At 53.8% G+C, this 13,380-nt stretch carries 9 protein-coding genes; all 9 read right to left on the bottom strand.

Going from position 1 to position 13,380, the window contains the following annotated elements; all coding sequences use genetic code 11:
- Positions 1-48: 48 nt before the first annotated feature.
- A complete protein-coding gene (locus tag AC1DUO_RS05035; protein ID WP_013573450.1) occupies positions 49-657 on the bottom strand; it encodes a mobile mystery protein B in 609 nt (202 codons plus the stop codon).
- Positions 654-1,121 carry a mobile mystery protein A gene (locus AC1DUO_RS05030; protein ID WP_013573451.1) on the bottom strand — a complete coding sequence of 156 codons (468 nt, stop codon included), beginning with the start codon at positions 1,119-1,121 and terminating at the stop codon, positions 654-656. The genes AC1DUO_RS05035 and AC1DUO_RS05030 overlap by 4 nt, the downstream gene beginning before the upstream one ends.
- Before the next feature lie 190 nt (positions 1,122-1,311).
- Positions 1,312-2,325, bottom strand: coding sequence for a family 8 glycosyl hydrolase (locus AC1DUO_RS05025; RefSeq protein WP_013573452.1), 1,014 nt, complete (start codon positions 2,323-2,325; stop codon positions 1,312-1,314).
- A gap of 9 nt (positions 2,326-2,334) precedes the next feature.
- Positions 2,335-2,814, bottom strand: coding sequence for a cellulose biosynthesis protein BcsD (bcsD, locus tag AC1DUO_RS05020; protein ID WP_013573453.1), 480 nt, complete (start codon positions 2,812-2,814; stop codon positions 2,335-2,337).
- Between the two features lie 18 nt (positions 2,815-2,832).
- Positions 2,833-6,789: a cellulose biosynthesis protein BcsC gene (locus AC1DUO_RS05015; protein WP_119261075.1), complete on the bottom strand. Its 3,957-nt coding sequence runs from the start codon at positions 6,787-6,789 to the stop codon at positions 2,833-2,835.
- An 82-nt stretch (positions 6,790-6,871) separates the two neighbouring features.
- On the bottom strand, positions 6,872-9,361 hold the full coding sequence (bcsB, locus tag AC1DUO_RS05010) for a cellulose biosynthesis cyclic di-GMP-binding regulatory protein BcsB (RefSeq protein WP_112151975.1): 2,490 nt from the start codon (positions 9,359-9,361) through the stop codon (positions 6,872-6,874).
- Positions 9,358-11,457, bottom strand: coding sequence for a UDP-forming cellulose synthase catalytic subunit (gene bcsA / locus AC1DUO_RS05005; RefSeq protein ID WP_013573456.1), 2,100 nt, complete (start codon positions 11,455-11,457; stop codon positions 9,358-9,360). Before bcsA ends, bcsB begins: the two co-directional genes overlap by 4 nt.
- 30 nt (positions 11,458-11,487) lie before the next feature.
- Complete coding sequence (gene bcsQ / locus AC1DUO_RS05000) at positions 11,488-12,291, bottom strand: cellulose biosynthesis protein BcsQ (RefSeq protein ID WP_013573457.1); 804 nt, start codon at positions 12,289-12,291, stop codon at positions 11,488-11,490.
- A complete protein-coding gene (locus tag AC1DUO_RS04995; protein WP_013573458.1) occupies positions 12,282-13,052 on the bottom strand; it encodes a hypothetical protein in 771 nt (256 codons plus the stop codon). The genes bcsQ and AC1DUO_RS04995 overlap by 10 nt, the downstream gene beginning before the upstream one ends.
- Between the last annotated feature and the right edge of the window lie 328 nt (positions 13,053-13,380).

The following is a 13,380-nucleotide window of genomic DNA, read 5'->3' as shown; positions in this document are numbered from 1 at the left end:
CGCCGTTATAACGAAGCCCGCGAAAGCGGGCTTTTTTCTGGGTAATATTTAGTCAGAAGCAAATCTGATAAGGCGCCTATAATCGCCATTGTCGGCTTCTCTCAGAGCGAGAATGTATTCAGCGCGATGTGCATCTGGTGAAACGAGTTCGCCTGCTGATATCCCCCAGGGAAAGAACCCCCTTCCAAGCGCGCGACGAAGCACGTCGCAAAATATCCGGGAATGCCTTCCATTCCCATTGGGAAAAGGGTGGATCCATACAATGTCTCTGTGAAGTCTCAGGCAGATTTCATCGGGTGGGTAAGTTTCGTTTTCAATCCAGAAAATTGCATTATCGAGAGTATCTCTGACACGCATTGAGATCATATAAGGCGGCGTATTCCCGATGTTTACTTCTCTGCGTCTGAGTTGCCCCGCCCATTCCCACGTTTTATTGAACATGTTGCGGTGTAATCGAAGACAGAAATCGACAGTTAAGATCTCTGTGTAAATCAGCTTCTGACGGCTGAGATGCGCTAATGCCTGCTGTATGTTCGTTTTTTCAAATTGATTCAGGTCTTCCCGGGTAAAGATGTAGTCGGGAATTAAACCGGCCAGATCGTCAGGGCTAAGTTCCGTTGCCCCTTCAGGAAGGCCATTATTGATGGTTTCGCTCATTTTTCATCCCAGAAATCCCGAGGCCATTTTTGTAATAGGTCGCTTTTAAGCTTGTCTTGTGTCGATTCTTGGAACGCTGATGATGTGGATTGCTGTTCCAGTGACATATGAATTTCAGTGTACTGATTAAGGAATTTCGCTTTTTTCCCGGCCTGCTGCTCTCTTAGTTCTTGCAGCGTTCGCCCTTGCTTTGGCTGCAAAAAGTATACAAGCTCACAATCCAAGCCCTCAGCGATTTTTTCCAGTGTATTCAGCGTTAGCGACCCTTCAATTTCACCTTTTTCTATCAGCGAGATGCGCGACTGACTTAAACCACATCGTTCGGCAAGGGAGCGGGTGCTCATACCCAGCGCGCTTCTGAGAAGTTGTATCCATCCTTTTTTTGGGCGCTTGGCTTTGCGTCGAGGTTTCATTTCATTGAGAAGGTTGTCTACCTGTTTGATCTTTAATTCTTTATCCCACATAGAGAAACCTTTTAATTGCATATTTACAATAGATTTATTGATTTTCAATATTAAATATACAATCAAATTTGGATAAATCAATTGTATATATACAATCATTTTAGAATTAATCGATTGTATATATGCAATCGATTACAACAAAAAAGGCCAGTCAGCATCCACTGACTGGCCTTACTATTTCAGAGTACGCTTATCCTTTATGACTTGCCCACCAGCTCAGCAGTTGCAGGGTGGAAGAGTAGTAATCGTCTTTCGGTGCCAGGTTCGGGCTGATGGCGCCAGCGTTGGCCATGGTGAAATCGCGCACGGCTAATAATCCCGGTGACATGTTGTAGCCCGCTTTGGTGCCGGTCATGACATCAATCCAGGCGGGTGTGGCGTCGCGTGGGGATTTTTGCCACCACAGAATAAACGGTGCCAGTTGCGGGCTGCCGGGATGCGCCCAGCCGAGATACAGCGGGATACGCACGGCATCGTAACTGAAACGCGTTGGCCAGCGGCTGGCCGGTTTCAGGGTGCCATCGGCCTGCATATCCACCCAGTCCGTCGGTAAGCGGAAATCGCCAAACGCCATTTTACTGAGCATCGCGGTGCTGCTTTCATCCAGATCTTTCCAGACTTTCAAATGGCTGTGCGCATAAAATGCCTGCCAGGCCGGGAAGATGAAATAGGACGGATTGACGGTTACGTTGCTGGTCTGATTGAAACCCTTCACGCCCGGCAGCATCACTTTGTAACCGGCGTAATCAATCACATTGTATTTGATCAGCGCCGTCTGCAATTTTTCAGAGGCTTTGGTGTAACGGCTGTCGTTCCACTTATCACCCGCCAGCAACAGCGCCCAGGCCATCAGCGTATCGCCATCAGAGGCGTTGTTGATATCTGCCACATGCGGAGTGCTGTTCGGGTCATACCGCCATGAATACAGGCCGATATCTTTGCGATAGAGCGTCGTGTTTGCCCACTGCCACAGCTTGTCGAACGTCGCCTGATCGTCATTGAACACCGCGAGCAGCATACTGAAACCCTGACCTTCGGTGTGACTGACGTTTTTATTGGCGGTATCAATGATTCGTCCATCTGGCATCAGAAAGCGACTTTTATACGCAGACCAGCCAGCATCCTGAGCCATTACAGCGGAACTGAAAAACGCGAAAATAAGGCCGAACCACAGCACCAGGCTGTAGCGCCGAAATAACGACATAGAGATTCCTTACAAACCATTTTGATAACGAAAAACGAATGCGCCTTCCGGTGTGCTTTCCTGCCAGCGCAGCGGAACATAGGGTTGCCCGCCTTGTGATAACAACCACTCAGCATACAGTCCTTCAAACAGGGCGATGAGCGCAATAGGCCACAACGCATCATCCTGCCCTTGCGGTGATGCCGGCCAGGCAATGTGCACCAGCGCCAGTTGTTGCGAAGTCGCTTCCAGCTTCACGACACCCCAGTCAAAACGGCTGAGAATATGATTGATATTGTCTTCCAGTTCGCCAAGGGTCGCAGAGGCGGGAAGCGGATGCTGGCGTGCCAGGTTATTGCCCATCAGGGTCAGAAAGCGGCGGCCATCTTCGTCATCGGCGGACGCCAGAATACCTGAAAATAGCACCTGCACCAGGCTTTGCCAGCCGGGTGTGGTGTGGCGCTGGCGGTAATATTCCTGCGCGACCTGAGTATAGTTATGTTCTTGCATGGTTTTATTTCACCGCGATTAATTTTGGCCCATCAGATAACGGAAGTAGACCTGCGCTTTGCTTTCGTTGTAATCGCCGAAAGTATCGTAGCCAACCTGTCCGCCAATCTGCATGCTTTTGTTCAGATGATAGTTGCCGCCGACGCCCGCATTCCAGCCGATGCCATTTTGCGTTTTACCGCTGTAATAAGCTTCTGTGCCGTAGCCCTCAGCCACCAGATCTTCCAGTTGTTTCTGCAGGTCCGGGTTATTCGGGAAGTAGGCGCTCTTATCCTGCGAATAAGACTGATAGCCCACCGCGCCGGACAGTTTCAGATCCCAGTCGTCATATTTCTGGGTGTATTCCACCGGGAAGGAGACGCTGACATAGTTTTGCGGGCTGAAGTAACCGCCCTGACCGAAGCTGTAATAGCTGAGGTTTTTGTCGAAATCCATGTAACCGACGTTGATGCCGGTTTTCAGTTCACGATCGTCATAACGGAACGGACGTACATACAGACCGGCATTGGCGTTCACCGATTTGTTGCTCTTCACGTTGTTACCCAGATAGCTGTAATAACCCGCTTCGGCGTAAAAACCAGCATCGCCATCGTCGTACGACAGATTGACGCTGCCGCCGTTTTTAGTGACCTGACCCCATTCCTTGCCGCTGTAATTATCTTTGGTGCCGACGTAGGACAGAATACTGTCAGTGACAGCACGACGCTCAGCCGTCACGCGCAGGGTGGTGAAGTCAGTCAGTTTCGGTGCCCATTGCACGCCACCGACCAGCGAGTTCAGATCCTGCCCGAGCGGCGTACTGCCGATATCGGCTTTATAGCTGTCACCGGTCAGCGCAGCGTTCACTTCTACGCCGGTTGCGCTTTGATTGCCTGCTTCTGTTGCACTGTAAGTGGTTGGATCAATACTATTTATTGTGCTGTAAGCCGAGCATTTCGCAGCATCACCTGTGGCGGCACATGCAGTGCTGAGGTCGTTAGACGTTATGCTTTTCCTCAATTCAGCCAGGCTTAATGTTGGATCCAGACCCGCCGCTGCTGCGGCTGCGGCGACATCTTTCTGCGCCGACTGTGCTGCAGCCAGTGCGCCCTGACCGAAGCGGGAATTGCCGGTACCGGACGGGTTGCCTGCGCTGAGAGAAACCGGCGTGACGCCAATACTCAGACGGGACGTATCAAACGGCACGAAGGCAAAGGTCATCGGTGCTTTAGCTTCGGTCAGCTGGCTGAGACCGCTTTCGCCGTCACGGCCACGGATCGACATATCACCCTGCGCCCAGGTCGCGGTCTTGCCCTGCAACTCGTCGAGCATGTCGTCGATCTGTTTTTCCGTGGCATTACGCTGTGTGACCGCTGTCGGTTCGGTCGTTGCCGCCGGAATATTTCCCGGCGTGGAAACCTGATCTGATACCTGCCACGGCAATACGGCGCCGTAAGAAGATTGTGTCGCCGGTCGTGAGGCGGAGGTGCGTGTTGAGCGGTTGATGAACGGGTTGTCGCTGATCTGCAATCCGGCCACCTGCGCCTGACTGTCTGTGCCTTCCAGCCCGATCATCTTGCCCTTCGCAGAACGCAGTAACGCCAGCGCCTGCTGATGATCGCCCTGTGCTTCGGCGACGCGCGCTTCGAGTAACAGACGGTCCGGCGTACGCGGTCCGCGCAGGCCTTCCATCAGCGTTTTGGCGCGCTGGTTATCACCTTCGCCCAGCGCAACATTAATCGCACCGACGCGTGCATCCTGTGTCGGTGTGTCGTTGCTCATCAGGTAGTTATAGACCTGACCGGCTTGTTTATTGAGTTTTCCGGACTGATACAGGCGCGCCATCGCCAGCATCAGGTCGCGGTTTTGCGGATCAGCCTGCAACGCGACGACCAGTTTGTCGTAGGCCGCTGCGTACTGACCCTGTTCGCGCAACTGGTCAGCCTGGGTGATCACGAAACCGTTACGCAGGCTCGCCAGCGCTGTCGGTGACGTGCCGGACTGGATTTGTGGATTTTGCAGGAAGGCTTGCGCCTCATTGCTCAGACCGGCCTGATTCAGCACGCTGACCTGATCGGCGTAATCCCCGGCATTGCCGTTGACGCCCTGACGCATATTCTGGCGAACCAGTTGCACCGCCAGCGGAAGCTGACCGGCCGCCGCCAGGTTTTTCGCCAGCGCGCCGACATCCGCAGGCGCGGCTGGTGGATTCTGTGCCAGCGCACGCAAGGTGTTAGACGCAGCGGCGGCATTGCCCTGTTGCAGATAGCTTTCGGCATCGGCCATTTGCGCATTGAAGTTGGCGCGCTGCGCCAGTTCACGCATCCCCTGATTCTGACTGCTGCGCGGAATACGCGAGAGCAGGGCGTTGGCGGTTGACCAGTTTTTGGTTTCTGACGCGAACAGGGCCGCGGCGTACAGATCGGCAGAAGAGGCACCCGGACGCGCAGACGGCGCCATGATTGACTGTGCCTGCGCGGTTTGCCCCTGCGATTGCAGGATGCGCGCCATATCCAGTTTCACCCAGACATTTGACGGCTGACGTTCCCGTGCCTGCTGAAGAATATTCAGTGCGCGCTGCGGATCGTTGTTCGCTACGGCCTGGGCGGCCTGACGGCGCATTGGCTCGATAACATCCGCCACGGTCGGCGGGTTCATTTTGGCCTGAATCCCGGCTGGCAGCGTTTTCAGCACCTGACTGGCTTCGGCGGTTTTGTTCTGCTGACGCAGCACGTAATACAACCCGGCGCGGGCATCGGCATTATCGCCCAGCGCGCTATATTGTTGCTCAGCCCCGGCCAGATCGCCTTTGCGGCGCAGAATATCCGCACGCAACAGGCTGGCCGACAGACCTTTCTCACCACCGACCTGCGTCAGCGGAGTGACGGCCGCCAGTGCGGCGTCGTAACTGCCGGAACCGGCGGCGTCTTTGGCTTTCGCCAGTTGGGCGTAAAACGCGGAATCCTGTGCCTGATTGCTCAGCTGGGTGCTGTTCGGGCCGCCCTGTGCGGCAGCTTTGCTCAGATACTGTGACGCCTGCTCAAAGTTACCGCTGCGCTGCGCGATATAACCGAGACCGGCCAGTGCATCGGCGTCATTCGGGTTATCGGCCAGCACGCTTTCAAACTTAGCTTTCGCGCTGTTGACGTCGCCGCTGTTCAGTGCCGTGAAGCCCTGACCTTTCGCCGCGCCGCCGATGTTTTTCTGGAAGTATGTCATCACGCCGGTGTCGTTCGGGTGACGCGCCTGATAGCCCTGATAAAAATCACGGTCAGCTTCCTGCGGCGTCATCCACAATAATGCCTGACGTAATGAGCGGTCGGCTTCGGTGCTGGAACCGGCCATCGTGCTCAGTAATTTTATACCGTCGCGGCGGGTGGATTCCTGATACGTCAGCACCTTACCCAGACCAAGGCGCGCCTGTGTGTCGTCAGGACGCGAGGCGACACGCTGTTGTAAGCCGGCAATGGCCTGCGGCTGGAGCGACTTGTCGCCCGCCATCGTCAGATAGTATTCGGTCGCCAGGCTGTCGAGTGGCTGGTTGCCGTTAAAGATCGTGCGGTACGCCGAAAGCGCACCGCTGACGTTGCCCTGCGCGGCCATCTGGCGGGCAGAAGCCAGCTGAGCCGGCGGGATTGACTGCATGGCTTTGGCGCTGTTGAGCGATGTCAGACGCGGATCGTCCGGCGAGGCAGCGGCCAGTTTTTCGCGCCACTGACTGGCTGCGGTTTTATCGCCACTTTGCATGGAATACAGCGACATCAGGTACAGCGCCTGCGCATTGTCTGGCTCAACCAGCAGCACTTTATGTAAGGCGTCTTTCGCCAGGTCGTCATGGGCGCGTTCATGCCAGTAAGCGGCCTGATCAAACAACGCTTTCATGGCAGGATTGGTGGTATCCGCTGCAAAGGTGGTGGCACTAAAACTCGCTACTCCGGCGATCCCTACCAGATAAATAGCCCTGATCACCGCCAGGGACAGTTTATGTTTCTTCATTTTCCAGCTCCGGTAATCGCCAGAGAGTCGCCGCCCGAAATCGGGGCGATCTTCATTGTTTTTGTTTTAAAGCCGATGCTTTTCATTTCTGACCCAGACGTTTGGCCGCGTGACGACGCAGGACAACGAACAGGCTCAGGCCAACCACCAGCGAAAGCAGGGTCGCAATCAACGACAGGATCACGATGTGTTTGCTGGCATACCAGAGCACCATCATGTACCACGGCATTTGCCCGGTCGGGAATTGCTGACCCACTGAGAAGCTGCGGATGCCATTCTCATCGGTAATAATCGCCAGATCGCCGCGCACGTTGGCGTTGATTTTGGGTGATTTCAAATCGTTATGGATTTTCAGCAACTGCTGATCGTCTGTACCGGTTGCCAGCACGACCACATGGTCGGCAGACCAGCGCGAACGGTAGCTGACGAAGCCACGCCATGCGCCGGTTGAGGACAGATAACGGTCTGCATCGACCGGCTGGCGGTACCAGTCACCGGTCAGCCAGGCGACAACGCGCTGCATTTCGGTCGGCGTTTTTACGCCCATTGAGCCACCGTTGATGCTGAAAGGAGAATCCGCGAGTAACTGCTGGTTGAATGGCGTGTCGCCCAGCGTGGTGACGGCCAGAATATCGCGGTCAAACAGCGGGTTATTTTGTTCATCACCGTTCAGGCCGAAGGCCACCTGCACATGATTCACCGGCATGCCTGTGGCTTTACCGGCGCGTGAGGCCAGGTTCAGCAGGGTGTGGATTTCATCCGCCGTCGGCGTTTGCGGCAACAGCATCAGGGTGTCGGAGAAATCAGCCAGTTTGGAGTACGGATAAGACGCGCCGACGAAATACGACAGATTCGGCAACTGAGCGAAGTGGTAGCTTCCGCTCAGATCGATGAAAGATTTTGGATCGATACGGCTCTTAATATTGTCGCTGGTCAGAATGCTGCACGGCGCATCTTTTTTCGGCTTGATGTCGAAATAGAATTGCAACTGGTTGTCGCCGTAAATCAGGTAGGGCGCGAGTTGCAGCGTGTAGCGTTCCTGACGGCTGTCACCGCCCAGGCGACGCCAGATATTTTCCACCAGACCCACTTTGTTGACGGTCAGGCTGCGCAGGAAGTTGCTGTTGATGGAGACGTTGAGTCTTGAACTGTCTTCATCAATCCAGTTTTCGGTGGGGAAACGGTAATCAATGCGCACCGGAATATTGTGTCCGTCCCACATGAACAGATCTGGCGCAGCGCGGAAGGCGACCTGAATGCCGTCGTGATAAATGCCGTTTGAAATCAGCGAATCTTGATCTTTACCCGCCAGTTCACCCAGCGTCACCGGCCGTGAGGTGTCAATCCAGCGCGGCGCGTCATACGGTTTGCTGGACGGAATGGTTTGCTGGGCCACATCCAGATGGTCGGTGTTGTTCGGCATCCCGCCACTGATCAGGCGATACGCAGCCTGACGCAGTTGGTTATCGTCATTACCGAGTACCAGCAGCAGCTTGTAAACCGGATTGATCGGGTTATCGATAATCTGAATCGATGCGCCGTTGCTCGCCGGCAACGTCAGTGAACCGATTTTATCCCCCGGCTTGCCGAACAGAATGCCATTCTGATCCGGCAAATCATTCAGGATGACCGGGAAATCGACGCTGCGATAATCGGACAACATGCCGAGATAAGAAGAGACCATCGCCGCAGCGCTGATATCGCCCGGTTTCATGGCAGCAGAGAAGCCCATGGTGATTTTGGACTCCTGCATCTGCAGGCCATCAAAGAACGGACGCGGGAAGTTACCCAGATTACGGCCAATATTCAGTTGCTGACCTTCCAGCCCGATGCTGGTGGTGGGCAAAATAGTGACCCAATATTTATCCGACTGATCTTTCTCGCAGGTCATGGTGTTGCTGTCATGCACGCGGAAGCTCAGGTTGTTGTTGGATACCACCATGGCTGCCGGAATATCGAGATCGTAAACATCGCCGCCGTTGCTGCTCTGATTCAGCGGCAGGTTACCCAGCGGCTGGCCGTTGAGCATCAGTTCGAGTGTGGTATCGCGGGCAATCAGCGCCGGAGAAATTTTCAGTGCCAGCGACAGGTGCGCGTTAGTCACCACTTCATCGGCAGGCAGGGTGAAAATGATACCGGACTGCAACTGGCCGCCGCTGAGCGTCAGCCCGTTTGGCTGGCCCATTTCGGCAACGGTGACGTTGCTGGTCACCGGCTGAACCAGCGGCATTACCGGCGCAGGGGCAGCGGAAGGATCGGCAGTTACATCAGGCATCGCCGGGCTGTTATTCACCGGCGTGGTATCCGTCTGTGGTGCATCTGCGGCCGGGGCTGGCGTTGTGTCACCGGCTGGCGCCGTTTCACCCGGCATCGGCATGACCGGCGGTAGCCATGACGGCGCGGCTGGCAGGCTGGTTGCCGGATCAACGGCTGGTGCCGGCGCGTCTTCCGCCTGTGACAACGGCAGACTGCTGAACGTCAGCAACAAACCGGTGGTGATTTTTCTGAACAGGGATGCGCCCCGTGCAGCCAATAAACGGCGCTTACTCATGAGGTTATAAGGTCGGTTCATGCTGCTTCACTCTTGCTGGTGGCGTCAGCGGGTTTATTTTTAGCACGGCGTTCCTTCCACGTGTTATAGAACAACTCGAACACGCAACGGATGATGCTTACCAGCGATCTGAACGGGTTATCCGGCGGGTATTCTTCGCCAATCCAGGCATCAGCACGGCATAAGACCACGCGAACCAGCTCGCGGCGTTTCGATAACGGCAGGTTTTCAAATTGCAGACGCAACCGCTCTTTGTCTCCGCTGATTTGCGTCACCGGGAAACTTTCCGCGCCGGAAGACAGCTGAATTTCTACTTCTTCAATTTCTTCATCCAGATAGCGCACGTCCGGCGTCACCAGCTGCACACCGCCCATCGACATATCGATAGTGGTGGTGCGCAGTGAAATACCATTGGCGTAATGAATAATCGCCGGGATGGCCACATCGATACGGATAGTTTTACGTACCTGACGGGTTTCTTTCGCTACTGCAATCGCTGCCAGCAAAATCAGCACACTGAAACTGCCCCACGCGATATTCAGCGCAATAACGTTTGGGTCGATGGCAAAGTAATTGTGGAAGATGGCGCGCACGATGCCGTAACCGATGCCGATAATCATCAGGATGGCGACAATCAGGTGAGGTTTGACGATGTTGAAGTCGAAGAAACCGACGTCCAGCAAACCGCCTTTATCGGTCACGTTAAACTTGCCGCGTTTGGGTGCGAACATTGTTACCAGCGTGGGCAGGATCAGGTGGAAGGCCATCACGGTCTCGTAAATCTCACCCCAGAAGGTGTAGCGGAAACGCCCGTTCATGCGGGAGTTGATGTACAGCGACATCACCAGGTGCGGCAGCGCGTAAGCAAAAATCAGGCTGGCGGACGAGGAAATAATGTTCAGGTTGAACAGCAGGAAAGCCAGCGGTGCGGTCAGGAACACCACACGCGGCAGACCAAACTGGAAGTGCAGCATGGCGTTCAGGTAGCACAGGCGTTGCTGCCATTTCAGACCGCGGCCGAGCAGCGGATTATCCACCCGAAAAATTTGCGTCATGCCGCGCGCCCAGCGGGTACGCTGAATGACGTGCAGACCCAGACGTTCGGTCGCCAGACCGGCGGCCAGCGGGATATCCAGAAACGCGGTATTCCAGCCACGACGCTGCATTTTCAGCGCGGAGTGTGCATCTTCGGTAACCGTTTCAACCGCAAAACCCCCCACTTCTTCCAGGGCCACACGGCGGATAACCGCACAGGAGCCGCAGAAGAACGTCGCATTCCAGTTGTCGTTACCTTGCTGAACCGGGCCGTAGAACAGGGCACCTTCGTTGGGCATGGTGCGGCCCGCAGACAAGTTACGTTCAAACGGGTCAGGTGAATAGAAGTAGTGCGGTGTCTGGATCAGCGCCAGACGCGGGTCTTTCAGGAAGCTGCCGACCGTCGCCTGCAGGAACGCGCGGGTGGCCACGTGGTCACAGTCGAATACGCAAATCAGCTCGCCTTTGGTGAGTTTCATTGCATGGTTCAGGTTGCCGGCTTTGGCATGGGAGTTGTCGTTACGGGTGATATATCCCACGCCGGCGTCAGCGGAGAACACCGCAAATTCGTCCCGTTTACCGTCATCCAGAACATAAATTTTGATTTTGTCTTTCGGATAATCGATGCACTGCGCCGCCAGCACGGTGTCACGTACTACGTCGAGACTTTCGTTATAAGACGGAATATACACATCGACGGTTGGCCACAGCGTGGTGTCATCCGGCAAAGGTTCGATGGTGCGTTTTAATGGCCAGGTGGTTTGCAGATAGCCCAGCAACAAAATTAGCCAGACATACAGTTCGGCAAGGAATAAGCCGATCCCTAAAATAGCTTCTATTGTTGAATTAAAATGCAGCGTTTCCGTCGCACGCCAGTAAATATAACGCGTCGACATCATGACGGACATGATGACCATCACCACGCTAATCCGTCGGCTTTTACTGATGCCAAGCAGGAATAACAGACCGATGCTGATCAGGCCAAAAATGTACTGCTTCTGGCTGTCCATCGGGGTAATGATGATGACTGCTGCCACCGGCAGCAGCAGAAGTACAAGAAGAGAAAACAGGAATTTATTCATCGCTTTTGGGGTCGCTGTTAACAGTGATAGCTAATAACTGCCAGATTTAGGCGCGGCGTGTAATTCACCATCACCGACTTTAATCCCTAAAATGGCGGCGACTTTTTTGCTGATCAGTTCAATATCAAATGCCGAAGCCGATACCGGACTGAAATCAATAATAGAGCGCTGCGAGGCATTGGCCTCTGGCACACATTCATCCCTGTGGATTGTGCCTAATAATCTTTCATTTAAACGCTGTTCGAAAAATTGGGTGACGTCGCGGCTTAATGTCCGGCGGGTGTCACTTTGGTTAACAACATAATATTCACCCAACTTGTTATTCAAAGGGGTGCCAATTAATTTGTTTTTTTCCATTAAGGGTAATAAAGATAATGATGCGGTGTCGGCCAGCATCACCACCACATGTAAATCAGCAATGGCCTGAACGGCTTTTAATGCCGGACTCGGGCCGGGAGGGAAATCCGCGATAATAATTAATCCCGGATAATTCAGGACGGTATTTAATCCGCGCTGTAAAAAATGCGGATCGCTGGCAAGCTGATGTTCGAATTCCAGCCGCTGATCTTCCGTCACTTCGCCGTAAGGTAAGACAAACGTATTGGAACCTGCTTTCAGGATGAACTGGCTCCAGTCGGATTCATTACCCGAACCGGCGACAAAACCGCGGGTATCGGCAATAGGTACACCGAAATGAAGGCGAAGGGCGTTCTGCACATCAAAATCGATGACCAGCACTTTGCTGCCACTGCGGGCAAGCGAATAGGCCAGGTTGGAGGCCACCGTGGTTTTTCCTACCCCACCTTTCGGTGAACAAACGCAAACTAACGGCATGAGGCAATCATCTCTAACAGGGGTTGAAGCGGTGTGTCGCGATGTAAATAAGCGCTGGCAGGCTGCGGCGCTCGCTGTTTAAACATTTGTTTAAAGCGCTGGTTAACCTCAGCAGACGCCGGGGATGCGGGCACCACTGGCGCTGGATTTTGTACCGGCGGCTGGTGGTAAACCGGCGCGGCGGGGTGTTGTTCTGGCTGAGGCGTCTGAACCGGCGCAGGTGCAGGCTTTGAAGGCGCTTCGGGCATTGCTTTACGCAATGAATCGAGTAAACCTGAGCCGCTGTCAGGAATGACTGACTGGGCGTGCAATGTCGGTGCTGTGTGAACAGGCTGATGTTGCGCGGGCTGCACGGACACGGGGGCTGGCTGAACGGGTGCGGACGGCAGCGTTTCGCGCAGGGCATCAAGCAGACCAAAACCGGCTGGCGGAGGAGTAACCTCCGAAGACATCGGCGTGGCTGGTGTGTGCATAACAGGCTGTGCGGCAGAAGCATGCGGTTTCTGCTGCTCATTGACAGACTGAGAAGCAGAAAGCGAAAACTCGTCCGCAGAAATGGATTGTGGCGTTGGCTGCGTGGTACGGCCGTTATCAAGTGGACCGGCAGGCTCTTCGCTGGCTGAGACTTGTTTAATCAACGTCCACTGATTCATTGAACCTGTTATGGATTCTCCCGTTGATTTTTCATTAAGCTCTTTATAATCAAGATTTTCCAACTTCGTCTTATCCATAAAACGTTTAATGTCATCATATTTATTCATAAATCCCGCCCGATAGGATTATATATTTCGGTGTTTTCTGGACGTCAAAACGACTGTGATTGGCCGTTAACAAAGAGTGTAAAAAGATGAATATTTTTAAAGTTTTATGTGGGAATAGGACTCGTCTTAATATATCAGTTCTTTTACAGCATAGAGCAGTTTTTACAAAAAATAGGATTAACCCGCATAAAAAACAACACGGGCATAACTGGCTGGCGCAAAAGGTTTTTGATGTTGTTTTGCGATGCGTTTTTGTTAAATTAGTATAATGTTTGGTTTTTTATGTGATGAATAGCACATAATATTCATCAGGTGCGCCGGGCTCAGG

The organism is Rahnella sp. P4_A8 (assembly GCF_056402435.1).
Note: the sequence above shows the minus strand (reverse complement) of the source record. Positions and strands in the feature narration are given on the sequence as shown.